The organism is Crossiella sp. CA-258035 (genome assembly GCF_030064675.1).
Classification (GTDB): domain Bacteria; phylum Actinomycetota; class Actinomycetes; order Mycobacteriales; family Pseudonocardiaceae; genus Crossiella.
In genome coordinates this window covers 3,770,633-3,795,274 of sequence record NZ_CP116413.1, presented here as the reverse complement: position 1 = coordinate 3,795,274, position 24,642 = coordinate 3,770,633, and the positions used below count along the sequence as shown (strand labels likewise).

General features: G+C 71.8%; 18 protein-coding genes. 5 read left to right on the top strand and 13 right to left on the bottom strand.

All coding sequences use genetic code 11. The features are described 5' to 3' along the window. Positions 1-250: 250 nt before the first annotated feature. The 3 genes from N8J89_RS17375 (at position 251) to N8J89_RS17365 (ending at position 5,481) form a co-directional block, all read left to right on the top strand. Positions 251-1,678, top strand: a complete 1,428-nt coding sequence (locus N8J89_RS17375; RefSeq protein WP_283665398.1) for a glycoside hydrolase family 30 protein — start codon at positions 251-253, stop codon at positions 1,676-1,678. A gap of 22 nt (positions 1,679-1,700) precedes the next feature. Then, the gene (locus tag N8J89_RS17370) at positions 1,701-2,744 is read left to right on the top strand and encodes a glycoside hydrolase family 62 protein (protein ID WP_283665397.1); all 1,044 of its coding nucleotides are present in this window, start codon (positions 1,701-1,703) and stop codon (positions 2,742-2,744) included. A gap of 106 nt (positions 2,745-2,850) precedes the next feature. Further along, entirely contained in the window at positions 2,851-5,481 is a 2,631-nt protein-coding gene (locus tag N8J89_RS17365) for a helix-turn-helix domain-containing protein (RefSeq protein WP_283665396.1), read from the top strand. Here N8J89_RS17365 and N8J89_RS17360 read toward each other — a convergent pair. The 3 genes from N8J89_RS17360 to N8J89_RS17350 all read right to left on the bottom strand — a co-directional run bounded on the left by N8J89_RS17360 (position 5,456) and on the right by N8J89_RS17350 (position 11,524). After that, positions 5,456-5,860 carry a hypothetical protein gene (locus N8J89_RS17360; RefSeq protein ID WP_283665395.1) on the bottom strand — a complete coding sequence of 135 codons (405 nt, stop codon included), beginning with the start codon at positions 5,858-5,860 and terminating at the stop codon, positions 5,456-5,458. The genes N8J89_RS17365 and N8J89_RS17360 overlap by 26 nt on opposite strands. Before the next feature lie 90 nt (positions 5,861-5,950). Then, positions 5,951-8,839 carry an amino acid adenylation domain-containing protein gene (locus tag N8J89_RS17355; protein WP_283665394.1) on the bottom strand — a complete coding sequence of 963 codons (2,889 nt, stop codon included), beginning with the start codon at positions 8,837-8,839 and terminating at the stop codon, positions 5,951-5,953. 57 nt (positions 8,840-8,896) lie between these two features. Next, entirely contained in the window at positions 8,897-11,524 is a 2,628-nt protein-coding gene (locus N8J89_RS17350; RefSeq protein ID WP_283665393.1) for a helix-turn-helix transcriptional regulator, read from the bottom strand. Positions 11,525-12,010: 486 nt separating this feature from the next. On the opposite strand from N8J89_RS17350, the gene N8J89_RS17345 reads away from it, so the two are divergent. Further along, the gene (locus N8J89_RS17345; RefSeq protein ID WP_283665392.1) at positions 12,011-14,953 is read left to right on the top strand and encodes a glycosyl hydrolase 115 family protein; all 2,943 of its coding nucleotides are present in this window, start codon (positions 12,011-12,013) and stop codon (positions 14,951-14,953) included. Between the two features lie 281 nt (positions 14,954-15,234). After that, positions 15,235-15,765 (top strand): GDSL-type esterase/lipase family protein, encoded by a 531-nt coding sequence (locus N8J89_RS17340; RefSeq protein ID WP_283665391.1) that lies wholly within the window; start codon positions 15,235-15,237, stop codon positions 15,763-15,765. Between the two features lie 69 nt (positions 15,766-15,834). Here N8J89_RS17340 and N8J89_RS17335 read toward each other — a convergent pair whose 3' ends face one another. From N8J89_RS17335 to N8J89_RS17290, 10 genes are all read right to left on the bottom strand, one after another. Beyond that, the gene (locus N8J89_RS17335; RefSeq protein WP_283665390.1) at positions 15,835-16,881 is read right to left on the bottom strand and encodes a PucR family transcriptional regulator; all 1,047 of its coding nucleotides are present in this window, start codon (positions 16,879-16,881) and stop codon (positions 15,835-15,837) included. A 533-nt stretch (positions 16,882-17,414) separates the two neighbouring features. After that, the gene (locus N8J89_RS17330) at positions 17,415-17,687 is read right to left on the bottom strand and encodes a carbohydrate-binding protein (RefSeq protein ID WP_283665389.1); all 273 of its coding nucleotides are present in this window, start codon (positions 17,685-17,687) and stop codon (positions 17,415-17,417) included. Between the two features lie 103 nt (positions 17,688-17,790). Further along, a complete protein-coding gene (locus N8J89_RS17325) occupies positions 17,791-18,987 on the bottom strand; it encodes an acyl-CoA dehydrogenase family protein (protein ID WP_283665388.1) in 1,197 nt (398 codons plus the stop codon). 1 nt (position 18,988) lies between these two features. Next, positions 18,989-19,933: a 3-hydroxyacyl-CoA dehydrogenase NAD-binding domain-containing protein gene (locus tag N8J89_RS17320; RefSeq protein WP_283665387.1), complete on the bottom strand. Its 945-nt coding sequence runs from the start codon at positions 19,931-19,933 to the stop codon at positions 18,989-18,991. Beyond that, a complete protein-coding gene (locus tag N8J89_RS17315; protein WP_283665386.1) occupies positions 19,930-20,676 on the bottom strand; it encodes an acetoacetate decarboxylase in 747 nt (248 codons plus the stop codon). The genes N8J89_RS17320 and N8J89_RS17315 overlap by 4 nt, the downstream gene beginning before the upstream one ends. A 1-nt stretch (position 20,677) precedes the next feature. Continuing rightward, a complete protein-coding gene (locus N8J89_RS17310) occupies positions 20,678-21,445 on the bottom strand; it encodes a crotonase/enoyl-CoA hydratase family protein (protein ID WP_283665385.1) in 768 nt (255 codons plus the stop codon). 26 nt (positions 21,446-21,471) lie between these two features. Next, positions 21,472-22,632 carry a CaiB/BaiF CoA transferase family protein gene (locus tag N8J89_RS17305; RefSeq protein ID WP_283665384.1) on the bottom strand — a complete coding sequence of 387 codons (1,161 nt, stop codon included), beginning with the start codon at positions 22,630-22,632 and terminating at the stop codon, positions 21,472-21,474. 115 nt (positions 22,633-22,747) lie between these two features. Next, positions 22,748-23,656 carry a LysR family transcriptional regulator gene (locus tag N8J89_RS17300; protein WP_283666189.1) on the bottom strand — a complete coding sequence of 303 codons (909 nt, stop codon included), beginning with the start codon at positions 23,654-23,656 and terminating at the stop codon, positions 22,748-22,750. A 69-nt stretch (positions 23,657-23,725) separates the two neighbouring features. Beyond that, positions 23,726-24,130: a nuclear transport factor 2 family protein gene (locus N8J89_RS17295; protein WP_283665383.1), complete on the bottom strand. Its 405-nt coding sequence runs from the start codon at positions 24,128-24,130 to the stop codon at positions 23,726-23,728. Positions 24,131-24,245: 115 nt separating this feature from the next. Beyond that, positions 24,246-24,614: a winged helix-turn-helix transcriptional regulator gene (locus N8J89_RS17290; protein ID WP_283665382.1), complete on the bottom strand. Its 369-nt coding sequence runs from the start codon at positions 24,612-24,614 to the stop codon at positions 24,246-24,248. Positions 24,615-24,642: the final 28 nt, after the last annotated feature.

Below are 24,642 nucleotides of genomic sequence, written 5' to 3'. Positions count from 1 at the left end.
CCCGCACATGCGGAAACGGCTGCTCCTGCCCGGCCACACACCATGGTCAAACTCATCACCCATCGACCTCCGATCGCCTGACCGTCCACAGTGGATCTTTGTGATTCGATTCGAATCGAGTCGAACTCCCTTGCCAGCAAGGAGATCGCGCCCACACATCCACTGCACGGGCTACTGACACGGCCAACCGGCAGACGTAACCTCCTTGTTGCTCTGCCAGGTTCCTCGCCCATCCGTGGAAGGTTCCGCCATGCCCAGGACCCGCACCCGCCGTCGCGTTCCGGGACGACTGGCCGTGCTGACCGCGACCACCCTGCTGGGCCTCGGCTCCCTGCTGCTCGGCCCGTCCGCGGCGCACGCGGCCACCGCGGCCACCATCGACGGCGGGCGGACCCACCAGCCGATCGACGGTTTCGGCTTCTCCGAGGCCTTCGGCCGGGCCGCGGTCATGCACGGTTCGGCGGGACTGCCCGCTCAGCGGCAGAAGGAGGTCCTGGACCTGCTGTTCTCCGGCAGCACGGGGGCCGGCATGTCCATCCTGCGGCTGCACATCGGGTCCACCCCCGGCACCTCGATCCAGCCCAAGAACCCCGGCGGGCCGAACGCGACCCCGCGCTACGTCTGGGACGGCAAGGACACCGAACAGGTGTGGCTGGCCAAGCAGGCCAAGGCATACGGGGTGAACCGCTTCTACGCCAACGCCTGGAGCGCGCCGGGCTACATGAAGACCAACGGCGACGAGGCCAACGGCGGCACGCTGTGCGGCCTGGCCGGGGCCTCCTGCGCGAGCGGTGACTGGCGGCGCGCGTACGCCGGCTACCTGGTGCAGTACGCCAAGTTCTACGCCCAGGAGGGCATCCGGATCAACGATCTCGGGTTCACCAACGAACCCGACTACACCACCGACTACTCCTCCATGCGGTTCACCCCGGCCCAGGCGGTGGAGTTCGCCAAGGTGCTCGGGCCGGTCGCGGCGAACGCGGGCCTGCGGGTCACCTGTTGCGACTCCTTCGGCTGGCACCAGCAACACGCCTACACCAACACGATCGAGGCCGACCCGGCCGCGCGGGCCGCCGTGTCCGTCCACACCGGACACACCTACGCCAGCCAGATCACCGGCCCGCTGCCGACCTCCCGGCGCACCTGGATGTCGGAGTGGAACCCCAAGGGCGAGACCTGGAAGGAGAGCTGGGACGACGGCAGCGGCTACGACGGCTTCGCCATCGCCCAGGCCGTGCACACCGCGCTCACCACCGGCAACGTCAACGGCTACGTGTACTGGTACGGCGCCTCCACCGGCGCCACCCGCGGCCTCATCCAGCTCGACGGCGACAGCTACCGGGTGTCCAAGCGGCTGTGGGCGCTGGCCAACTACAGCCGGTTCATCCGGCCGAACGCCACCAGGATCGGCGCGAGCACCGCCGACGGCGCGCTGCGGCTGTCCGCGTACCGCAACAGCGACGGCTCGCTGGCCGTGGTCGCGCTCAACACCGCGAACAGCGCGGCCCCGCTGAGCTTCTCGTTGCCGCGCACCGGCATCACCACCGGCACCGCCACCCCGTACCTGACCAACAACGCCAACAGCACCAAGGCCCAGTCCGCGATCCGGGTCACCGGCGGCGCGTTCACCGCCACCGTGCCCGGCCGCTCGCTGGTCACCTACCGGATCACCGGCTAGCACCCGTGATGGAGACACGACCATGCGCATCAGATCCCTGCTCACCTGCCTGAGCCTGGTGGCGGCCTCGCTCGCCGCGGTCGCCACCGAGGCCGGCGCTGCCCTGCCGACCAGCTTCCAGTGGCGCTCCAGCAACGTCGTCATCGGGCCGAAGTCCGATGCCACGCACAACATCCGCGCGGTCAAGGACCCCACCGTGGTCCACCACAACGGCCGCTACCACGTCTTCGCCAGCACCACCAACAACAACGGCGCCTACAGCATGGTGTACCTGAACTTCACCGACTGGTCGCAGGCGAACTCCGCGCAGCACCACTACCTGGACACCACCGCGATCGGCACCGGCTACAAGACCGCGCCGCACGTGTTCTACTTCGCCCCGCAGCGGCTGTGGTACCTGGTCTTCCAGACCGGCGACAACGCCGCCTACGCCACCACCCGCGACATCGGCAACCCCCGGTCCTGGAGCGCGCCGAAGAAGTTCTACGCCAACGGGATGCCGCAGATCATCAGGGACAACATCGGCAACGGCCACTGGGTCGACTTCTGGGTGGTCTGCGACAACGCCAGGTGCCACCTGTTCTCCAGCGACGACAACGGGCAGCTCTACCGCTCGGAGACCAGCCTGGCCAACTTCCCCAACGGCATGGGCAACACCGTGATCGCGATGCGGGACCCGGACAAGTTCAAGCTGTTCGAGGCGCCCAACGTGTACAAGATCTCCGGCCGCGAGGAGTACCTGCTGATCGTGGAGGCCATCGGCTCCGACGGCAGGCGCTACTTCCGGTCCTGGACCGGGCCTGCCATCACCGGCCCGTGGAAGGCACTCGCCGACACCGAGGCCAACCCGTTCGCCCGCGCCGGCAACACCACCTTCACCGGCACGCCGTGGACCAAGGACATCAGCCACGGCGAGCTGATCCGCAACGGCATCGACCAGAACATGACCATCAGCGAGTGCAATCTGCGCTACCTCTACCAGGGCAAGGACCCCGCCGCGAACGACCCCTACAACCTGCTGCCCTGGCGGCTGGGCCTGCTCACCCAGACCAACTCCACCTGCTGATCACCGCGTGGCCTCACCCGGCCGGGTGTTCCCGGCCGGGTGCGGCCCGTGCGGCAGGCGGGTCCCGCCGGGCTCCGGCTAGGGTGGCCCTCGATGAGCGAGCACCGTGCAGCCTGACCGTTTCGTCCCGCCCGGCGAACGGCTCGCCCTCGACCTGGCCCGGGCGCTGCGCACACCGGGGCACCCGCCGTTGACCGTCCTCAGTGGACCGTCCGGAGCCGACCTCGACGCGGTCGCCGACCACCTGCACCGGCACTGCGCGAACGACTTCGCGCACGTGCGGGTGGTGGACCTGTCCTTCGCCTGCTCGGCTTCCGGCACCACCCTGCTGGAGCTGATCCCCGCGACCGCCTTGCTGCGTGGCGCGGCCGGCACGCTCCTGCTGCTCAAGGACCTGCACCGGCTGCCGCCGGCGGGGCTGGGCTCGCTGGAGGCGCTCATCCGGCAGTTGGCCGGCACCGGTTCCGCGTGCGTGGGCACCGTCGCGCTGCCGTTGTGCGGCCAGAGCGTCCCGGCGTTGCTGGCCGGCGCGGCGCGACTGTCCCGGGATGGCCTGCTGCACCAGGTGATCCTGCGTCCGCTGCCCCGCACCGCACTGCCCACCTTGGTCACCTCGCTGCTCGGCGGGGCGCCCGAACCGGCGCTGGTCGACCTGCTGTGGCAGATCACCAGGGGCTGGCCCGCCGCGGTCGGGGCCGCGCTGGCGATCGGCAGGGACAGCGGCCTGCTCCGGGTGGTGGACCGGCACGCCTACCTGTCCCCGTGGCCCGGCAGGCCGGAACTGTCCGAGCAGCACGAGGTGCTGGTGGCGATCCGCCGTCTGGGCCCGGCGGCCTGGGCCGCGGCCAAGGCGGTCGCGGTGCTGTGGCCGCTCGGCCCGGCCGCGGCGCGGCTGGTCGGCGAGGCGCTGGGCGTGCCGGAACCGGCGGCGCAGGGCCAGCTGCGGTTGCTGGCCGAGGCCGGGGTGCTGCGGCGCAGACGAGGCGGCGCGGGCTGGACGTTCCGGCTGCCACTGGTCGCGGGCGCGCTGACCTGGGCGCTGGGCCCGTACGAGCGGCGCAGGCTGGCCCAGCTCGCGGTGCTCGCGCTGTGGTCGGGGCAGGCGAGCTGCGAGCTGCCCGGCTACCTGCCCGACCAGCTCGTGCAGGCCGGCAGGCTGGTCGACCCCGAGCGGGCGCTGGCCGATCTGCTCGCCGCCGCCGGCACCGTCCCCGGCGACCAGGCGATCCCATGGCTGCGGGCCGCCACCGAGCTCACCGCGGACCGGGCCGGACGCCTTGAGCTGCTGCTGCGGCATGCGCACACCTGCCTGGCCCACGGCCAGCCCACCGGCGCGCTGGAGTCGGTGGAGACGGTGTTGCGGGCGCACGCCGAGGAGCTGTCGCACGGACGGCTGCTGGCGGTCTGCTTCCTCCGGCTGACCGCGCTGCACCGCGCCGGCGACCAGGACGCGCTGACCGAGACCGCCGAGGGCCGCTCCGCCCCAGGAGCCCGCACTCCCTTGCACGCCAAGCTGTTGCGCGCGTTCGCCCTGACGCTGCTGGGCCGGTGGCTGGTGACGCGGGAGCTGCTGCGGGAGATCCGCGCGGACCCGGCCGCCGACGAGGAGGTGGCCCAGCAGGTCCGCTCCTTCAGCTCCCTGGTCCACCTGTGGCTGGGCGACCGCTCGGAGTTCGACCAGGAGGTGGCCGCCCTGCCGCGGCGGGTGGCGGCGGGCGAGCGGCCGGTGCCCGAGCTGCTCGCGCACACCGGGGCCCTGCTGGTGCTCGGCGAACCACACCGGGCCGAGCGGCTGCTGACCGAGACCAATCTGCCGGTCCAGCTAGCCCTGCCGAGCCGGATGCTGCGGGCGGTCGGCGACGGCCGGTTCCCGGAAGCGCTGGAGCTGGCCCGCAAGGAGATCGCCACCAGCGCGCCCAACGGCTGCGACCCCGGCCAGACCGCGATGTGCCAGCTGGCCGCGACCATCCAGCTGCTCGGCGGCAGGCTCTTCCGCGGCCGGGAGCTCATCGCCGCCGCCCGCGCCAGGGGCCCCGCGCTGCCACACCTGCTGGCCCTGCCCGAGGCGCTGTACGAGTGGGCCTTCGGCGAGACCGGCCGGGTGCGCTCGATCCTGCTGGCCGCGGTGCGCCAAGCCGAGCAAGAGGGCGTGCTCGCACACGTCGACGAGGTGTGGCTGGCCCTGGCCGACCTGGACGTCAGCATCGACGATCCCGGCTGCCTGCCAACGTACCTGGCCAAGGTCGAGCAGGTGGCGGCGCGACTGGGCACCGAACGCGCCGAACTGAACCGGCTCACCCTGCACGCGCTCGTGCACGAGGACCAGCACGCGGCGCGGGCGGCACTGGACCTGCTGCGCACGCGGGCACAACCACTGGAACAGGCCATCGTGCTGGAACGTCTGGTGCGCTACGGCATCGGCGCGCCCGCTCTGCTGGCCGAGTCCTACCAGCGGTACGGGGAACTGGACGCGCTGATGAGCCGCTCCTGGCTGCGCACCCTGATGCGCCGGCACGGCGTCGCGGTGCCCGGCAGGCAGGCCACCCTCGCCGAGAACGAGCGGCTGCTGGCCGTGCTGGTGGCCGAGGGCCTGGGCAACCGCCAGCTCGCCACCCTGCTGCAGACCAGCGAGAAGAGCGTCGAAGGCAGGCTGTCCCGGATGTTCCAGCGCAGCGGCTACCGCTCCCGCGTCGACCTGGCCACCGCCATCCTCACCGGCCAGTTCGGCGGCGCTTGACGTCCAACCGGTGCAGCACGCCCGCGCCGATCAGCACACCGAGCCCACCGACGCCCAGCGCCCCGAAGCACCACACCCTCCAGTGCAGCGGTGCGGCCGAGGAGAAGGCGAACCCGTCCCCGGCGAAGATCGTCCCACCGGGAGCGGTGCCGGTTCCGAGGACCCTGCCGCGGTCGGTGCGCCCGTCGGCGAGGCGCCACTGGGCGACGCAGTACGGGGTCTGGCCGTTCACGGCCGAGCCTTCCTCGGTGCAGCCGGAGACACCAACCAGGAGCAGGAACGGCACGAAGGCCCACAGCACGGCTCTGGTGGTCCGCCACCGCCCGCGCGGTGACCCGGAACCGACCTGCGCCACCGGTCCCTGGATTCCGTCGCCCATCCCAGCCCCCTCCGCCACGCACACCAGTCTGTCGCCTCACCGGCCCGGGCATGGCGGCAACGGCCGAGATCACCCGCGCGGAGCACCCGGTCAGCGGTGCGCGCGCCGCCACAGGGCAGGCCAGCCGCCCTTGTCCAGCAACGTCGCCGGGACCAGCAGCCCGTGCTCGGCGATCCGCTCGGCGAAGACCTCCACCGGCGCGCCGAGCTCGGCCGCCGCGGCCAGCGCCCGCTGCCACGGCCCCTGCTCGTCGAACAGCTCGCTGGCCGGAAAGCCCGGCACCGTCACCTTCCGCGGCTCGCTCACCCGCACCACACCGTCCATTGTGGACCGTGTCGCGCAGGTGGCCGAGATCGCCAGCGCGCACACCAGCTCCGGCGCGGGCCTGCGGGCCACCGACCGGCCCAGCGCCGGGTCGCAGACCAGTTCGCCCACCGCCGCCCGGACCGCCCGCGCCACCACGTCCATGGCGTGCGCCGGGGTGATCTCCGCACGGCGCACCAGCGCGCGCAGTGAGCGCGGCAACGGCTCCGCGCCAGTGAGTGTGGCGACGCGGTCGTACTCGCGCAGCGCCGGGTCCAGCCGGTTCACCGCGGCGGCCAGTGGCCGGACCCGGGTGGCCTGCCACAGCGCGGCCGCGCCGAGCCCGGTCTCCAACGCGGAGCGGAGCAGGTCGACGTGCTCGGCCGGGCCGAGGCGTTTCAGCGCGATCACCGCCGCCTCGGGTTCGAAGTCGGTGGGCTGACCGGGCTTGCCGATCCCCCGCGCCAGCGTGGCATAGACGCGCCGGGCCGAGGCGACCGGTGAGGTGGCCAGCTCCCGCGCCACCTCAGCGGTCAGCGCGCGGGTGAGCTCGACGGGCAGGCGGGCCGCCGCGGAACGGCGGGCGGCGCCGCCCCGGGCCCGCACCGGCGGCACGGGCTCCGGGGGCTCGGTGGCGGGTGGCGCGGGGGCCGGGAGGCCGGTCACCCATTTCTTGACCTGCTCCACCAGTTCCGGGGCCAGGTGGTCGTTGAAGCGGGCGCGCAGCTCGAAGGCGTGCCAGCCGCCGGTGAGCCGCCGGATGTCCAGGTTGGCCACGATGCGGTCATCGGCCGGGTCCCGCAACGCCATCAGCACGCACTGGCCGCGGCGGGCCTGCTCGGCGTACCAGGACTCGCCGATGCAGTTGCCCATGTAGGCGGACCAGTCGGCCAGTTGCCGCGGCTCGCGCCCCAGCTCCACGGTCAGCCCGGTGTTCGGAATGATCTTTTTGTCCACAGTGGACACTTCGGCGGGGATGGGAAAGGCGCCCACGCTGGCCTCGACGACCACCGCGGCCGCGCTGACGCCCTCGGCCAGCTCCGCCCAGCTCCGGCAGCGGGGCGGCGGCGACGCGCCGAAGGCGACCAGCTGGGCCACTTCGGCGACGGCCAGCGGCACGGAGTCGGCGCGCGGCCGCTCCTGGTCCGGCTGGGCCGTCCGGTAGTCCAGCTCGGGCGCCGGTCGCGCCGGGCGCGCGGTGGCGGAGGTGTTGCCGTGGAAGGGCGCCAGCGCGTCGGCGAGGTCGGCGAACCACAGCAGGTCGTGCGGCTCCTCCACCGAGGCCGGGTCCGCGCCGGGAGTGGCGGCCAGCCGCTGCGCCAGCGTCGCCGTCGGGCCGTCGGCGTGCGCGTCGGCCAGCGGCGGCTGCTCCCAGCCGCCCGGCGCCCGGGAGAACCCCGCCGCCGCCCGCCACTGGCGCAACCGGCTGACCTGCCACGGCTGGAAGGCACCCCAGTCCTCGTGCAGGGGTTGGTCATCCAGGTCCGCCAGCAAGCCGGTCACCGCGTCGAAGACGACCACGCCGTAGTTGCGCGCCATGGCGAGCCGGGTGCGCACCGCGATCTCGGTCTTCCCGGTGATCGCCCGCCCCGGCTCCAGCGACTGGAGCATCTGGTGCAGGTAGACCCCCGGCCGCGCCGGGTGGCTGTGGCCGCCCTCGCGGCGGCGGGCGGCCGCGGACCGCGCGCTGTCGGTGAGGCAGGCGTCGGCGGCGACCAGCTCGGCGCGGTGCTTCGCCGCGGCGGCCGCGAGACCTTCACCGGAGACGGCCCTGGCGAACCGCAGCAGCGCGGTCGCCGCGATGGCGTCGTGCACCAACCGGCGGAGCTCACTGGCGGTCCACCACCGGGGTGGCCGCCAGCGGGCCGCGGCGGCCAACGTCGGGGGGTCGTCGAACGACCCGTCCAGCCGTTGCAGGATCGCCTCGTCGAAGTGCTCCTGGTGCCGTTCGCGGAGCTTGTCGATCCGGTCCGCACTGGTTTGCTTGGCGGCCAGGCGGGCCAACTGCTGCCGCTGGGCCAACCGCGCGCACACCTGCTCACACAGGCTGACGATCAGCTGTAACCGCCGTGGCCGGGGATAGCCCGCCAATACCCTGGCCAGGTGCCCGGCCAGCGTGGAGGCCGCGCCGCGCGGGAACGGGTCGATCCCCTCCGGCGCGCGCAGTTCGAGCAGGCGCTCCAGCTGCTCCGGGCCGAGCAGGTCCGAGGCCGCGGAGGCCAGGCCCAGCGCCGCCCAGCGCTCCTCGGCGACCGCGGTGTGCGCGGCCGCGCCGACCCGCTTGGTCGCTGACGGCCCGAACAGCGCCACCAGGACGGCGGCCCGGTCGCCCAGCCGGTGCGCGCCCTCGGCGCCGAGGACCCGCAGGGCGGCCAGCACCGCGTCCCGCCGGTCGCCGTGCGCCCCGGCCAGCCGGGCCGAGGTGAAGCCGCCACCGAGGTCGACGCCCGCCGCGGCGACCTCGGTCTCCTTGCCCGCCAACAGGACCAGCTGCGCGCACGCTTCCCGGACCGCCTCGGGACTGGCCTCGGCCGGTCCGACGGCGACGGCAGCGCCGGGCGGGTGCGCGCCTGCCCGGTCCTCGGCGGGTCTGGGCAGGGCTCGGCCGCCGGAGGTGGGCAGCCAGCAGCGCGACCCAGCTCCGGCGGTCAGGCCGAATGCGAGCTGTACGGACATCGCTGGTCATTGTTCCGCAACGCGCCAGCGAAATTGGTGGTTTCTGCCAACGCGGGGTCAGGCGGTGGTGAGCGGGAGGCGGCCCTCGATGCTGGCGGTGGCGAGGTCGAGGCGGGAGCGGCAGCCGGTTCTGGCGAACAGCCGGGTGAGGTGGCCTTCCACGGTCTTCTCACTGACCCGCAGCGCACCGGCGATCTGCCGGTTCGTCAGCCCCTGCTGGATCAACGCGATGATGCGAAGCTCCACAGTGGACAGTTCGGCGGACGCGTTGCGCCGCCGGGGCGGGGCCACCCCGCGCTCGCGCATCTTGGCCTTGATGTCCAGGCGCAGCCGGTCGCCGCCCAGGTGACGGGCGATCTCGTAGGCCTCGTGCAGCCATGGCCGCGGCTCCTCGGCCACCCGCGAGGCGATCAGGCAGGCGCGCATGAGCTCGCTCTGGTTGTCGTGGGCGCGCAGCGCCTCGACCGCGGCGAGCGCGTCGGCGAGGTCGCCCTCGGCCAGCGCGCCCACCATCAGCTCGGCCATCCGCAGCCTGCGGCCGCCGTAGCGCGCGTGCCACTGCCGGGCCAGCCCGCCCAGCTCCCGCAGCTTGTCCGCATCCCCGGCTTCGGACTCCAGCATGGCCAGCCGGACCAGCAGCCAGTGCAGTCCCACCACGATGCCGCGCTCAGCCGCCCGCGCCGCCAGCGCGTAGCTGCGCCAGCCCGCCTCGATCGCCGCCCTCGTCTGCCCGCCGCGCCACAGCAGACCGGTCTCCGCCCAGCCCCACATGGCCGGGAACGGGCAGTCCGCCTGGACCTCGGCCAGCCAGCGGGACGCGCGGGCGAACTCGCCCTCGCAGGACAGGATCTCCGCGGCGAACAGGCGGCTCAGGTGGTGCACGGGGGTGTCCGGGCCGCCGCCGCACTCCAGCGCCCTGATCGCGGAGAGCACGGCGGCCCACTCCCCCCGGTGGTAGCCGGTGATGATCCGCCGGTACCGGGCCACCGGGCCGTGCTCCGGCGCGCCGTACTCCGCGCCCAACAGGAACCCGAACAGCGCCACCAGGTCGTGCCGCCCACCGGCGATCTCGATGTCGTCGCGGGCGGGCCGTGGCCCGGCGGGCGCGTGGCGCCGGAAGGCGCGGAACGCCTCGGTGAACTCGTTCAGCCGCAAGGCTTCCCGGCCACCGAACCAGCGCGCGGCGAACTCCAGCGGGGCCCGGCAGGCCGGGTCGGTGGCCAGCGCCTGGTGCACGGCGGGCGGCACCGGGATGCCGGTGTGCAGCGCCGCCATGGCCGCCGCGGCCGCGAGCTCGTGCCGCAGCGCGGCGGGCGCCGCCTCGGCGACCGCCTCGGCGACCACCTCGGCCAGCCAGTCGTAGCGGCCGATGCGGACCAACAGGTGCAGCAGCGAGCTGGTCAGTTCGGGCACCCGGCCGGGATCGTGCGGGCGGCAGTGCGCCAGCGCGGCGCGGTACCAGCGGGCCGCCGCCACCGGGTCGGCAGGCAGCACCCTGGCCGCCTCGCCGCACAGCAGCGGCACCACGGCGGCGGCAGGCGGCAGCTCGGGACCGGCCAGCGCGACCTGCTCGGCGAGCAGGACCGGGTCGGGCACCGGTGCCGCTCGCCCGCTCAGCAGGTGCTCGGCGAGCACCCGGTGCAGCGCACGCACCTGCTGTGCGCCCACCAGGTCGAGCACGGCGGCGGCCAGCGCCGGGCAGGGCAGCACCAGCCCTCCCCCGGCCTCGCAGGCCAGCACGCCCTCGGCCACGAACGCGTCGACGGCGCGGCCGCTGGCCGCCGGGTCCCATCCGGCCGCCTCGGCAAGGGTGAGCAGGTCGTCGACCAGGAACCGCCCGGCGGAGGCGACCACCGCGACCAGCCGAGGACCCGGCTCCGCCGCCTCCGCCACCAGCCGCACCAGCGGATGGCCCGGTGGCAGGGCGATCGGCGCGGCGGGGTCGCTCAGGCACAGCACGCCGTGCACGGCGGTCAGCCGGCCGTCCTGCCGGAGCGCGTCGAACACCGAGCGCACCGCGCCGGGGTTGCCGCGCAACGGACCGAGCGCCGCACGCACGGCAGGTGCGACGGCCTCGTCCAGCGGCCCCTTGGCCGCGGCCCGGACCAACTCCTCGGTCTGGCTCTCCGACAGCGGTGCCAGCTCGATGACCTGGTCGGCCAGCGCGCTCAGCAGGGTGGCCCCGGCCCGGCAGGTGGCCACCACCGTGCCGCCGGCCTGCCGCGCCGCCGCCACGGCGAAGGCGGAGTCCGGCACGGCGTGCGTGTCGTCGAACAGCACCGCGGACGGCGAGTTCCGCGCGAGGCCGGCGAACAACCGGGTCAGCTCGGTGAACAGCGCCGCCCCGGTCTGCCGGGAAAGACAGACATCCGGGGTGGAAAGCCGGCATACCGCGGCCAGTGCCAGCGCCAGCTGCGAGTCACCGAGCTCGTCGAACCTGGCCCGGAACGCGGTCACCACGGCCTGCACGCCGAACTGGTCCCACTCCGGACCGGCTTCAGAAAAACTGATGTGGAGCGTCTTGACCCCGCGATCGTTCCAGCTACGCCGCACTTCCCGCAACAATGCGGTCTTACCGGCGCCAGCGCTCCCTCGGACCACCACCAGGACCGGCTCGCCCGCCCACTTCTCGATGGTGGCGAACTCGTCTTCCCTGCTCAGCAAGGCACCACGGTCCTTGGGCACCGGCCGCCTCCTCGTCGTCCACCGGCGGTGAGAGCACTCCGCCATCCGAGTGACACGAGCCTGACACAGCGCTGACGAAAAGCAAGGAAATTGACGCTTCAATCACTTCACAAAGGGGGTTTCCCTCACGTAGCTAGCCGCGCATGAATCCGCCGCCAAGGTAAAGAATTCGTCAAACCAGAATTCGCATCGAGTAATCGCATCTTTACCTTTCGCAATTCGCGGAAATCGACTGGCCGGTGCGGCCCTCGGCTTGGGTTGCCCCCGCTGGACGAACGCGACCTCCTGCGGTTCGACGAGGTGCACACGTCCACTTTGGACAGAGCGCGGCACACCGCGCGGCGAACCACGAGCGCCCCGGCTCACCCGAAGTGCGCTTGACGGCCTCGCCGAACCCGCCCTACGGTACCTGGTAAGCGCTTTCCACCGTTGCGCCACAACACATCTCCGTCGACCGGCGGAGCTTGCGCGGAAAGGCCGGGAGCGGTGTCGAACAACAAATCGAACGGCTGGACCCGCAGGTCGTTGTTGCGCGGTATGGCGATCGCCGGTGTGGCCCCGCTGCTGCCGGGGATCGCGGTGGCCGGGCAGGACGAGCTCGCCCTGGTCCACGACGGGTCCGCCGCCGACCTCTTCGTGGACCAGGCGGACGACCCGGCCGTGGCCCGTGCCGCGGGCGACCTGGCCGCCGACCTGGCCAGGGTCAGCGGCGTGCGGCCGCGCCTCCAGCGCACCACCTCGGGGTTGTCCGGGACCGCGGTGCTGATCGGCACCATCGGCGCGAGCCCGGTCATCGACCGACTGATCGCCGAGGGCAGGCTGGACGTCGCGGGGGTGGCCGGGCGGTGGGAAGCCTCGGTGACCCAGGTGGTGCGACGCCCGCTGCCCGGCGTGGACCGCGCGCTGGTGATCGCGGGCAGCGACCGGCGCGGCGCGGTGTACGGCATCTACGACACCTCGGAGCGGATCGGGGTGTCGCCGTGGCACTGGTGGGCCGACGTGCCGGTGGCGCGCCGCGGCACGGTGGGCGTCGAGGCGGGGACGGTCAAGCGTGGTGAGCCGTCGGTGCGGTACCGGGGCATCTTCATCAACGACGAGCAGAACCTGACCACCTGGTCCAACCGCACGCAGGAGCGGGACAAGAACATCGGCCCGGAGACCTACAAGAGAATCTTCGAGCTGTTGCTGCGGTTGAAGGCCAACTACCTGTGGCCGGCCATGCACCCCTACACCGACCACTTCAACAAGCACCGGGACAGCGTCCGGCTGGCCGACGAATACGGCATCGTGGTCGGCTCCAGCCACCCGGAAGCGCTGCTGCGCAACGGGGTGCACGAGTGGCAGCCGTGGGCGGAGGCGCACCGCAACCCCGACGGCAGCCTGCCGGAGTACGACTACACGGTGAACCCCGGCGTGATCGCCGAGTACTGGCGGGCGCGCGCCAGGGAGAACGCCGCCTTCGAGAGCAGCTGGACGATCGGCATGCGGGGCCTGCACGACTCCGCCTTCCAGACCCGGCACGCGAAGACGGTGCCGGAGAAGGTCGCGGTGATGAACCAGATCATCACCGACCAGCGCCGCATCCTCGCCGAGGAGGTCGGCGCCGCCGCCACCCCGCAGATCTTCATCCCCTACAAGGAGGTCCTGGACCTCTACAACGCCGGTGTGCGGGTGCCCGAGGACATCACCCTGGTCTGGCCGGATGACAACCACGGCAACATGCGGCAGATGCCCACCGGCGAGGAGCAGCGGCGGCCGGGCGGCAACGGGCTCTACTACCACATCTCGTACTGGGGCAGCCCGAAGAGCTACCTGTGGCTGGACACCACCCAGCTGAGCAAGATCTGGCAGGAGCTGCGCCGCGCCCACGAGCACCGCGTGGACCGCCTGTGGGTGATCAACGTCGGCGACATCAAGTCGCAGGAGGCCGGTCTGTCCTTCTGCATGGACCTGGCCTGGGACATCAACCGGTGGGGCGCGGGCAATGTCGAGGACTTCCTCGTCGAGTGGGCGGGCAGGCAGTTCGGGCAGCGGCACGGCAGGGAGATCGCCGCCATCCGCACCGAGTTCGCCCGGCTGGCTGCCGAGCGCCGACCGGAGTTCGTCGACCGGGGCTCGATCTCGCTGGTGCACCACGGCGACGAGGCGGGCGCGCGGATGGCCGCTCACGAGGCCCTGCTGACCCGGACCCGGGCGCTGGGCCGCCAGCTGCCGCCTGCCTACCAGGACGCCTTCTTCGAGCTGGTCGAGTACCCGGTGCACGGCGCCTACCTGATGAACCTCAAGTACTACTGGGCGGACCGCAACGCGCTGGCCGCCCGGCAGGGCCGCGGCGCGGGGGTGAACCGGTACGCGGAGCTGAGCGAGGCCGCGCACGCGCAGGAGGAGGCGCTCACCCGGCGCTACACCACCGAGATCGCCGGCGGCAAGTGGAACGGCGTGGTCAACCCCTATCCCTCGCAGATCCCCCAGGCGCCGGGCCGTCCGGCCGTGGTGCGGGTGACGCCGCAGCAAACCTCGGGGCTGGGCGTGGCCGCCGAGGGCAACGAGACCGGGGCCGCGCGTCCGCTGTCCTTCTCCTCCTATCCGCGCGACCGCCGGTTCGTGGACGTCTTCAACACCGGCTTCCGCTCCTTCCCCTGGCGTGCGACGACATCTCACCCGTGGGTGCGGGTGAGCGCGATCTCCGGCACCGTCACCGACCAGGTCCGTGTGTGGGTCTCGATCGACTGGCAGCGGGCGCCGCTCGGCAGGCACGAGGCGACGGTGACCTTCACCGGGGCCGGGCGGAGCCTGTCCGTGCCGCTGCGCGTGCACAACGACGGCGAGCAGGCCCGCAGGCGCGCAACGGGTTTTGTCGAGGCCCACGGCTACGTCTCCATCGACGCGGCGCACTTCCACCGGCGGGTGCCGCGCGGTGGCGCGGACTGGCGCGCGGTGACCGGACTGGGCAGGCGGCAGGCCGCGGTGGAGGCCGTGCCCTCGACCGCCGTGCCCATCACCGAGGACCTGACCACCCGCTCGCCGGAACTGTCCTACCGGATCCGGTTCACCAGCACCGGCACGTTCCCGGTGACGGTGTTCCGCCTGCCCTCATTGGACGCGCGCGGAAAACGGCGGCTCGCCATCGCCCTCGACGACGGCCCCGCCGTGGTGCTCTCCGGCCAGGCCATCGCCACCGGCAAGAAGGACGACGCCTGGGCGCGCAACGTCACCGAGGGCGTGGAGAAGCTCACCGGTTCGCTCACCGTCAGCACACCCGGCGAGCACGTGCTGCGCCTGCTGATGGTGGACCCCGCCATGGTCGTGGACCAGATCGTGGTGGACACCGGCGGCCTGCCCGCCACCTACCTCGCCCCGCCGGAGAGCTACCACCCGGGAGCGGCGGACCGTCCGGCCGCGGCCGTCGACGGCTTCCCCAACGCGTGAGAAGAACCGATGCCGAACCCACGTCTCGCGATCATCACCGCCGCACTGGGTGTGGCCGCCCTGGCCCCCGTGCCCACCACGGCCGCACCGAGCGCACTGCCCCCGCAGTGCTCGGGAACCGCGCCGATCACCTGCCACTTCCCGGTCGCACCGGGCAACTACGACGTCACCGTTGACCTCGGCAGTCCGGCCAGCACGTCGATGTCGGTGGAGGCGCGCAGACAGGTTCTCACAACCGTCGCAACCCGCGCGGGCCAGGTGCTCCGCAGCGCGGCGGCGCGGTGGTCGCGAACTACGGCGACTCCGACGAGGGCTCGGACAGCTTCCTGTCCAACCGGGCGCTGTTCCCCAGGCTCAAACCGCTGATCAAGAGCCGGGACCTGGTGTTCATCCAGTTGGCGCACAACGACAAGGACACCACCGCGACCACCTTCCGCGACAACCTCGCGAAGCTGGTCGGCGGTGTGCGCGAACGCGGCGGCATCCCGGTGCTGATGACGCCGCCGGTGCGCAGGCTGTTCGAGGGCGGCAAGCTCAACTCGTGGGCGTTGCACGTCAACAACAAGGGCGTGGACCTGCCCGCGGTGATCCGGGCGCTCGGCCGGAGCGCGAACGTGCCGGTGCTCGACCTCACCGCGAAGACCAAGGCGCTGGTGGAGTCGCTGGGCCCGGCCGCCTCCGAGCGGCTGTACCTCACCAGGGAAGCCAACGACAACACCCACTTCTCCGTGGCCGGCGCGACGGAGATGGCCGGGCTGGTCGCGCAGGGCGTTCGCGAGCTGAACCTGCCGCTGGCGGGTTACCTGCGCTGACCGGTTCCCGGATCGAATCCCTTGCGCCGCAAGGGTGCGGGGCCTGATGGTCGCCCCAGGCGGTCGCACCTAGCCTTCCCTTTCGTTCTTCGCAGTTCGCTGAGCCCGCAGCGCGAAAATGGTCACGGCGGCGGCCAGCACCTGGCCGCCTTGGCCGCTGGTGGGGTCATATCCGGTGATCTCCGCGATCCGCCGGATCCGGTAGTCCACCGTGGTCCGGTGCACGAACAGTTCCCGTGCGGTGCGGCCGCGGTTGTGGCCGCACCGGACAAATGCCGTCAGCGTCTCGTACAACCGGTCGCTGCCGAGCAACGGCCGCACGATGGCGACCAGCCGCGCGGACACCGCGGGATCGCGCATGGCCGCGTACTCCATGAGGAAGTCGTCAATGCCGTACAAACCCGGTCCGCGAGCCGCGGCCAGTGCCAGGGCCAGCACGTTCGCCGCCTGGTCGTAGCCGGCGGTCAGGGTGCTCGGTCCGCAAGTGGCCATGGCCGCGCACAGCGGGCTGGGCAGCAGGTCGGCGACGAGCCGCCGGACCCGCTGCTCCCCCGTGCTCCCGGGAACCAGCAGGACCGCGTGGTCGCCGTGACAACCCGCGAGCACCTCCTGCCCGTCCACCAGCTGCCCGTCCAGCTCAGCCAGCAGACCGGCGACACCGGCCGGGCCGAGCTGGCCGGCCCGGAACACCACGACCGTGTACTCCGGCGCGGGCAGGCGGATCTCCCGCTCCGGCGGTTCACCGTTGAGCAGCCGCCGCACCCTGGCCAGGCGCGGCGGGCCCGCGCAGGCCAGGTCGGCCAGCACCGCGTGCGCGGCCGCCAGCAGTGGCGCCGGTTCGGGCGTGCGCCGGATCGCCTCGTCGGTCAGGCGCCGGACCACCTCGCGCAGCTCGTCCCCGGCAACTCCCGCGGTCCGCGCCGCCGCCTGGATCCGCTCCCGGTGGGCCACCGGCTGCTCCCGGTGCCGCGCCACGTGGACGTACAGCGCCGCGATATCCCGCAGCAGCAGGCGCAGTGGTTCCCGGTCCCCGGGGCTCCGCTGCTGAACCAGCTCGTCCGACCACACCACCAGGTCCTCGATCCGGGCGACCGGATCCACGTTCAGCACACTCATCGGCACTCTCCTGAAGAGGGATCTGCCCCTTGCGCGCTGATCGTGTCCCGCCGAACCGCCGAATCGAGCCCGGTGACGTCCGCCGGGCTTAGCCCTAGGGACTTTCCCCACGAACCGTTGCGGGAAAAGGACATTCGATCAAAATCGGCCGATTCTGACGCAAACCGCCCGAAGTATCGGGGCGAGCGGTACTCCGAACCGTCGGCGACCACCGCGCCGTACCGTGCCCGGCCGACCACAGCTCGTAAGGGAATCCGGCTCCCGGCTGGTGGGTCTGCGGGGCGGCCGCCGGGGATGGTGAGCCCGGCGGCCGCCCCTGGAGCCGGCGACCCTCAGTCATCCGGTGCGTGGTACTGGGCTGGGAGCAGTCCACCTCACCGGGCGCCCGCGCCGACTCCGTGCGGGGCCCCGTCAGTAGAACTCGGCCCGCCCGGCCCCTGTCAGCTGGATCCGGGCCGATTTCGCATTGTGCGGAACTTTTCAGGACAGGAAGCCGCCGTACCACCGGCTCATTGAGTTCCGGTCAACAACCGTCAAGCGGTGTTGTGCACGCTCAGCGCGAACCTGGCCAGCTCCACCCGGTCGACGCGCGGTCCGGGGCCAGACGCGTTGCCGAGCACCAGTGCGCCGCCGGGTGTGCTCAGGCGCAGCGGGGTGGGGTGGGTCCAGAAGTTGTCCCAGGCGTAGTTGTGCCGGTACACCTCGCGCCTGCTGCCGCCGCCGGTCTCGGTGATGTCGAGCCACCGGCTGATCACGTCGGTGTTGTAGGCGTGCCCGGTGTTGCGCTCGGCGTTGGCGTAGTGCACGGACAGCCGCAGAGCACCGCGGTGACCTCGGGTCGCTCGGCCAGGCCCAGCCCGAGGCCGAGCAGCCGGTGACCGTGGCCACCGGCTGTTCGACTCGTCCCGGTCACACGAAGGCGCTCTGCCCGGTGATCGACTTGCCCACGATCAGGGTGTTCATCTCGCGGGTGCCCTCGAAGGAGTAGATCGCCTCGGCGTCGGTGAAGAACCGGGCGATGTCGTGCTCCAGCAGGATCCCGTTGCCGCCGAAGATCTCCCGGCCCCAGGCCACCACCTCCCGCATCCGCGCGGTGACGAACGCCTTGGCCAGCGCGGAGTGCTCGTCGCGGAAGATCCCCGCGTCCTGCAACCTGGCCAGCTGCACCAGCATGCCCCAGCTGGCGGTGATGTTGCCCAGGCTCTTCACCAGCAGGTCCTGCACCAGCTGGAAACGGGCGATCGGGCGGCCGAACTGCTTGCGCTCCTTGGCGTAGTCCAGGGCCAGCTCGTAGGCCCCGATCATCACGCCCAGCGCCTGCCAGGCCACCCCGCCCCTGGTGGCGCGCAGGATCTCGGCCACATCGCGGAAGGAGTTGATCCGCTGCAAGCGGTTGGCCTCCGGCACCCGGACCTCGGTCAGGGTGATCTCGGCGTTCTCCACGATCCGGAAGGCGATCTTGCCTTCGATCTTGACCGGGCTGAACCCCGGCGTGCCCTTCTCGACCACGAATCCCTTGACGTGGTTGTCGTCCACATCGCGTGCCCACACCACCACGTAGTCGGCGAAGGTGGCGTTGCCGATCCACTTCTTGGCGCCGTTGAGGATCCAGGTGTCGCCGTCCCGCTTGGCGGTGGTGCGCATGCCACCGGCGACGTCGGAACCGCCGAGCGGCTCGGTCATCGCGAACGCGCCGATCTTGTCCATGGCTGCCATCGCGGGCAGCCAGCGGTCGCGCTGCTCCTGGTCGCCACCGGCGTGGATGGAGTACATCGCCAGTCCATTGTGGACACCGAAGAAGGTGGCCACCGAGGCGTCGACGCGGGTCATCTCCATGGCCAGCATGCCGTTGAGCAGGTGGCTGGCGGCGGCCGGGTGCTCGCCGTAGCCCTCGTAGGGCAGTCCGGCCAGCCCGCTGCCGCGGAAGATGTCGATCAGCTCGCGGGGGAACTCGCCCTTGGCCCAGTTCTCGTTCACCAGCGGGCGGACCTGCTCGCGCATCAGCTCACGGGCCTGCAGGAGGATCTTGCGCTCCTCGTCGGCCAGCAGCGTCTCGTAGTTGTAGAAGTCGGCGGTCAGCTGGTCGGCAAGCGGTTCCATGCTCATCTCAGTTCTCCTCCTTGCTGGCACTGTCCAAAGCGGACAGCACGGCGATCTGCTTGCGGTCGCGCGCCTCGGCCAGTGCCGAGTACGTGGAGGAGCCGTAAGCCTTCTCCACGGCTTCGATGAGCCGTTCCTGCTGTTCTTCGTCCTGCGAGGGCTGGCCGAGACCGGCCCACAGCTGCTTCATCGACTTGCCGATGTGCTCGGCCATGTGCCGGTAACCGCCGGGGCCACCACCCAGGTGCGAGCCGAGGAACGGCCCGACCGTGGCCCAGCGGATGCCCAGCGAGCTGGTCACCACCCGGTCCAGGTCCTCCGGTGTCACCACGCCCTGCTCGACCAGGTAGATCGCCTCGCGGCTGAGCGCGTTCTGCAGCCGGTTGCCGACGAACCCGGGGATCTCCTTGCGCTCCACCACCGGGGTGCGGCCGAGGAAGGTGTAGAAGTCCACCGCGGCGACCACCGACTGCTCGCTGGTGCGCTCGCCGGGCACGACCTCCACCAGCGGGATGAGGTGCGGCGGGTTGAACGGGTGGCCGATGAGGATCCGGTCCGCCGCCGCCAGCTCGCCGGTGAAGGCCGAGGACGGGATGGCCGAGGAAGAGCTCAGCAGCAGCGCGTGCTGCGGCGCTTCCCGGACCAGGGTGGCGAACAGGTCCTTCTTGAACTCGACGCGCTCGGGTCCGTTCTCCTGCACCACATCCGCGTCCCGGACGGCCTCGGCGACACTGTCGGCGAGCTGGACCCGCTCGGCCAGGCCGGTGACGTCCAGGCCCTGTGCGGCCAGGTGTGGGCCGAACTCGGTGAGCGCGGCGGCGACGGCCTCGGCGAGGTCCGGCCGCGGGTCGCTGACCCGGACGGTCAGGCCGTGTCCGGCGAACAGCGCCGTCCAGGACAGGCCGATGGTGCCTGCGCCGATCACCGCGGCGGTGCGGAACTGCTGGCTCATGACCGTGCTCCCTTCAGGTAGTCGAAGACCGGCTTGACCGGGGCGAGCGTCAGGTCGGTGAGGATGTGGCTGGCGGCGACGACCTCCAGCACCGGCAGGTCGGCCAGCGGGGCCAGCACGTGCTGGAACAGCTGGAGGCGGGCGGGACCGGTGTAAGCCGCCTTGACCACCAGGTCGGTGATCTCAGTGCGCACCAGCTCCTGCACCCTGGGCGTGCCGTCGTAGCCGGGGATGGTCTTGAGCATGAAGGTGGGCACGGTGATCTGTTCCTCGGCCGTGCGCGGGTCCAGCTCGTGGTGCTTGTAGCCCATGGTCGCGGTGGCCACCCGCAACGTGCCGTAGTCCAGGGTGCCGACCAGTGCGCCGCTGTCCACGTAGAGTCGTGGCGCGCCAACGGTTTTCGGGTAGGCGCTGACCTCGCGGCCGGAGGCGGTGGCCGGGAAGTTGTCCAGGTGCATGGCGTGCAGGTACTCGCCGCGCTCACCGTCGAAGGTCACCGGGATCGCCTGGCCGGCCTCGGTGTAGGGGCCGTACCCACTGACATCGCCCATCTTCATCACCTCGAACCGGACCAGTGGCTCGTCGATCTCCAGCGGCTCCGGCACGACGGCCCGCAGTGCTTCGGGGTCGGTGCGGTAGACGATGTTGAGGTACTCGCGGTCGGTGAACCTGGGCACCACCGGCGGGAAGGCCGGGCTGGTCAGCGGGGTGGTCACCCGCTGCCGGACGTCGTTGATCCTCATCTCACTCCCCCGTCCACTGCGGGGCGCGGCGCTCGGCGAAGGCGGTCATGCCCTCGCGGACGTCGGCCGAGGCCATCAGCTGGGTCAGGTGCTTCCGTTGCGCGGCAAAGGCAGCGGGCTCGGGCACGCCGTGCGCGGCGCGCACGATGGTCTTCACCGCGGCCAGCGCCAGCGGGGCGTTGAGCGCGAGCTGCTCGGCGAATTGCAGGGCGACCGCGGCGGCCTCGCCGGGCGCGGTGACCCGGTTGGCCAGGCCCAGCTCGCCCGCGCGGCGGCCGGTGACCGGCTCGCCGGTGAGCAACAGCTCCATGGCCAGGTGGTGCGGGATGCGCTGGGGCAGCCGGATCACTCCGCCGCCCGCGGCGACCAGGCCGCGCTTGACCTCGGGCAGGCCGAACCGCGCGTCCTCGGCGGCCACGATGAGGTCGCAGGCCAGCGCCAGCTCGAACCCGCCGCCCATGGCGAAGCCCTCCACCGCGGCGATCAGCGGTTTGGTCAGCTCGGTCTCGGTCAGGCCGCCGAACCCGCGGCCGGGGATCTCCGGCGACTCGCCGCGCAGGGCGGCCTTGAGGTCCATGCCCGCGCTGAAGGTCCCCTCCGCGCCGGTGAGGACGCCTGCCCGGAGCGCGGGATCGGATTCCAGCTCATCCAGCGCGGCGGCCAGTCCGGTGGCGACCGCGGCGTTGACGGCGTTGCGGGCCTGCGGGCGGTCCAGGGTGATCAGCAGTGTGCTGCCGATCCGTTCGACGCGTACTTCGGTGGTGCTCATGACGTTCTTCCTTCTGCTGCCCGGGTTCAGCGGATGGCGAGCTCGGCGAGGACCTCCGCGGTGTCCTGGCCGGGCACCGGGGCCAGGCGGCGGATCGAACCGGGCGTGGCGGCGAAGCGGACCGGGATGCCGATGGCGCGGATGGGGCCCTCGGTGGGGTGTTCGACGGTGTCCAGCAGGTGGCCGTCGCGGACGTAGGGGTCCTCGTGCGCGCGGTCCAGCTCCAGCACCGGGGCCATCGGGATGCTGTGCTTGGCACACACCTCGGCCCATTCGGCGGTGGTCAGCGCGGGGGCGCACTCCTCGATCAGCGCGGCCAGGGCCTCGTGGTCGGCGCTGTCCACGGCCTGTCCGTTCACCCTGGGGTCGGCGGCCAGGTCGGGTCGTCCGGCGGCGGCGAAGAAGTCGCGGAAGTTCTGCGGGTTGTACGGGATCACGCAGGCGAAGCCGTCCTTGGTGCGCACCGCCTGGTGGCCCTTGGTCATCGACAGCGCGAACCCGGTCTCGCCCTGCGGCGGCTCGAAGACGTGCCCGGCCAGGTGCTCGACCAGGTTGAAGGCCAGCAGCGTGTCGGTCATCGGGACCTCGATCCGCTGGCCCTGACCGGTGCGGTCGCGGTGCACCAGCGCGGCGAGCACGCTGTAGACGATGGTCAGCGAGGAGACCTTGTCGGCCAGGATGGTCGGCAGGTAGACCGGCTTGCCCAGCGCGCGGTTGGCGATGTCGACCAGGCCGGAGGCGGCCTGCACGGTCTCGTCGTAGGCGGCGTGGCCGGCGAGCTCGGAGTCGCCGCGGAAGCCCTGGGCGTGTGCGTAGACCAGGCCGGGGTTGGCCTCGGCGAGGTCCTCGTAGTTCATGCCGAGCCTGCTCAGCGCGCCGGGCCGCATGTTGGTGATCACCACGTCCGCGGTGCCGATCAGCGCCAGGGCGGTGGCCCGCTCGGTCTCGTCCTTGAGGTTGAGCGCGACGCTGCGCTTGTTGCGGTTGACGTTGAGGTGCAGCGAGGTCATGCCCGGCGTGGTGCGGTAGTGCCCCACCCGCGCGGTGTCCGCGGGCGACTCGATCTTGATCACGTCGGCGCCCAGGTCACCGAGGATCTGGGCCGCGTACGGGCCCATCACCACGGTGGAGAGGTCGATCACGCGCACACCGTCCAGTGGGCCGGTGGCGCCGGTGAGCTCGGTCATTGCTCGTCCTTTCGCGCCGGTTCAGTTGTTCTACGAACGAACCTAGGCGCGAACGGAAAGAATGGGAATGTTCATATCGCGAACAATGGTATGACCACAGCGGTCATACCATTTGTCAGGCTTCGAGCGGTTCGCCGAAGACCTCACGAGCAGCGGAAATGAGTTCGTCGAGGTCACCGCCGTGCGCCCGGTCATGCCGCCAGAGCAGGCCGGTGTCCAGGCGCGGATGGAAATCGGTGAACGGCAGCACCGTCACGTTCGCCAGCTTGTAGCCGTGCATGGGACTTCGCGAATCGAGCATGGAAATACTGAAAGCGAGTCCTTCGGAAATGAGCTCGGAAACTCCGCCATATCCGGCGCCGGTCAGCCGGATGCGTTTCTTCACCCCGAGCTCGGCCAACCGGCCGTCGAGCTGCTCGAAGTAGCCGGGCATCTCCCCGGCCGGACCAGCCACATAGGAGAGGTCCGCCAGCTCGGCCAGCGTGACCGAGTCCCGCCCGGCGAAGGCGTCCGCGGGCACCACCGCGCCGAGCCGTTCGGACATCACCGGCAGCAGCTCCAGCGCCGGGTCGGCCACCGGCAGCCGGACCAGGGACAGCGCCAGCTTGCCCTCGCGCACCGCGGTGACCAGGTCGGGGGTCGCGCCCGGCCACCGCTTGAGCTCGAAGCGCTCGCGCACCCGCCCGGCCAGCTCGTTGACCCGCTCGCGCAGGTCCGGGTGCACGCCGGAGGGCAGGCCGAGGAACACGGTGCCGCGACCCTGCCCGGTCGCCTCCCGCAGCCGCCACGGGATGGAGTTGACCCGCTCCAGCACCTCGCGCGCCATCGGCAGCAGCGCGGCCCCGGCCGGGGTGAGCGCGACGTGGTGGGTGTCCCGGTCGAAGAGCTGCTGTCCCAGCTCGTGCTCCAGGTCCTTGATCCGCTGGCTCAGCGGGGAGGCCGCCATGTGCAGCCTGCGCGCCGCGGCGGCGAAGTTCAGCTCCTCGGCCACCGCGAGGAAGTAGCGCAGGTGCAGCATCTCCACGGTCGCCAACCCTACAAGCTGACCGGCAGTCCACAATGGATGCTGGCGCCGGTCAGCCTTCCGCTCGGCTCAGCCCTTGCCCCAGAAGGCGTCCTCGGCCGCCGGGTCCGGGGAGAACAGCCACACCTCGGCGATCCGGTCGCCTGCGATCCGCAGCAGGTCGAGCCCGAGCTGGGACATCGTCGCGCCCGCGCGCTGACCGGTGAAGTGCACCGGCGCCGCGACCACCGACCCGTTGGCCATGGGGGTCGCGGTCACCGAGAGCGCGAAGGTCCCTTCGCTGACGGCCATCATGGCGCCGATCATCTCGCCGACCGCGGCACTGCCGCGGTGGACGCCGGAGAACTGGTTGCCGCCCGGCTGGTGCCAGACGATGTCATCGGCGAACATGCCGGCGACGGTGGCGAAGTCCTTGGCGGACAACGCGTCGAAGTACTTGGTGGCAACGGCGAGGGGGCCAGTAGACTCGGCCATCGGAGATCTCCTTGGGGTGAGTTCCAGGTACTGGCCAATAGTGACTATTCGTAACTAGTTACCTCAACGTAACTAAAGCGAATATGTGACCGGCGTCACCAGAAGAAGTGTCCACTCAGGACTGGCGGTCGTAGGCCTCGCGGGCGGTGAGCACCTCGGCGGCGTGCTGCTCGGCCCAGCGCCCCAGCGCGTGCAGCGGCTCGTGCAGCGTCTCCCCCAGCGCGGTCAGCTCGTACTCGACCCTGGGCGGGATCTCGGCGTAGGCGTGGCGGCTGACCAGCCCGTCGCGTTCCAGGTCGCGCAGGGTTTCGGTGAGCACCTTCCCGCTGATGCCCTCGACCGTGCCGCGCAGGTCGCCGAAGCGCATCCGCCGGGTGCCCAGCGCGATCACCACCATGGCCGTCCACTTGTTCGCGATCCGGGCCAGCGAGGTCCGCGAAGGGCAGGTCCTGGTCATCACGTCGAAGGCCGGGTGCTCGGGCATGGGTGGCGTCCATCCATTGGTCACGAAG

Excerpts from the sequence above, each read along its gene's own strand:
- N8J89_RS17375 (WP_283665398.1), top strand. The coding sequence starts at position 251 with ATGCCCAGGACCCGCACCCGCCGTCGCGTTCCGGGACGACTGGCCGTG.
- N8J89_RS17370 (WP_283665397.1), top strand. The coding sequence starts at position 1,701 with ATGCGCATCAGATCCCTGCTCACCTGCCTGAGCCTGGTGGCGGCCTCG.
- N8J89_RS17360 (WP_283665395.1), bottom strand. The coding sequence starts at position 5,860 with ATGGGCGACGGAATCCAGGGACCGGTGGCGCAGGTCGGTTCCGGGTCA.
- N8J89_RS17355 (WP_283665394.1), bottom strand. The coding sequence starts at position 8,839 with ATGTCCGTACAGCTCGCATTCGGCCTGACCGCCGGAGCTGGGTCGCGC.
- N8J89_RS17335 (WP_283665390.1), bottom strand. The coding sequence starts at position 16,881 with ATGAGTGTGCTGAACGTGGATCCGGTCGCCCGGATCGAGGACCTGGTG.
- N8J89_RS17325 (WP_283665388.1), bottom strand. The coding sequence starts at position 18,987 with ATGAGCATGGAACCGCTTGCCGACCAGCTGACCGCCGACTTCTACAAC.
- N8J89_RS17320 (WP_283665387.1), bottom strand. The coding sequence starts at position 19,933 with ATGAGCCAGCAGTTCCGCACCGCCGCGGTGATCGGCGCAGGCACCATC.
- N8J89_RS17315 (WP_283665386.1), bottom strand. The coding sequence starts at position 20,676 with ATGAGGATCAACGACGTCCGGCAGCGGGTGACCACCCCGCTGACCAGC.
- N8J89_RS17310 (WP_283665385.1), bottom strand. The coding sequence starts at position 21,445 with ATGAGCACCACCGAAGTACGCGTCGAACGGATCGGCAGCACACTGCTG.
- N8J89_RS17305 (WP_283665384.1), bottom strand. The coding sequence starts at position 22,632 with ATGACCGAGCTCACCGGCGCCACCGGCCCACTGGACGGTGTGCGCGTG.
- N8J89_RS17295 (WP_283665383.1), bottom strand. The coding sequence starts at position 24,130 with ATGGCCGAGTCTACTGGCCCCCTCGCCGTTGCCACCAAGTACTTCGAC.
- N8J89_RS17290 (WP_283665382.1), bottom strand. The coding sequence starts at position 24,614 with ATGCCCGAGCACCCGGCCTTCGACGTGATGACCAGGACCTGCCCTTCG.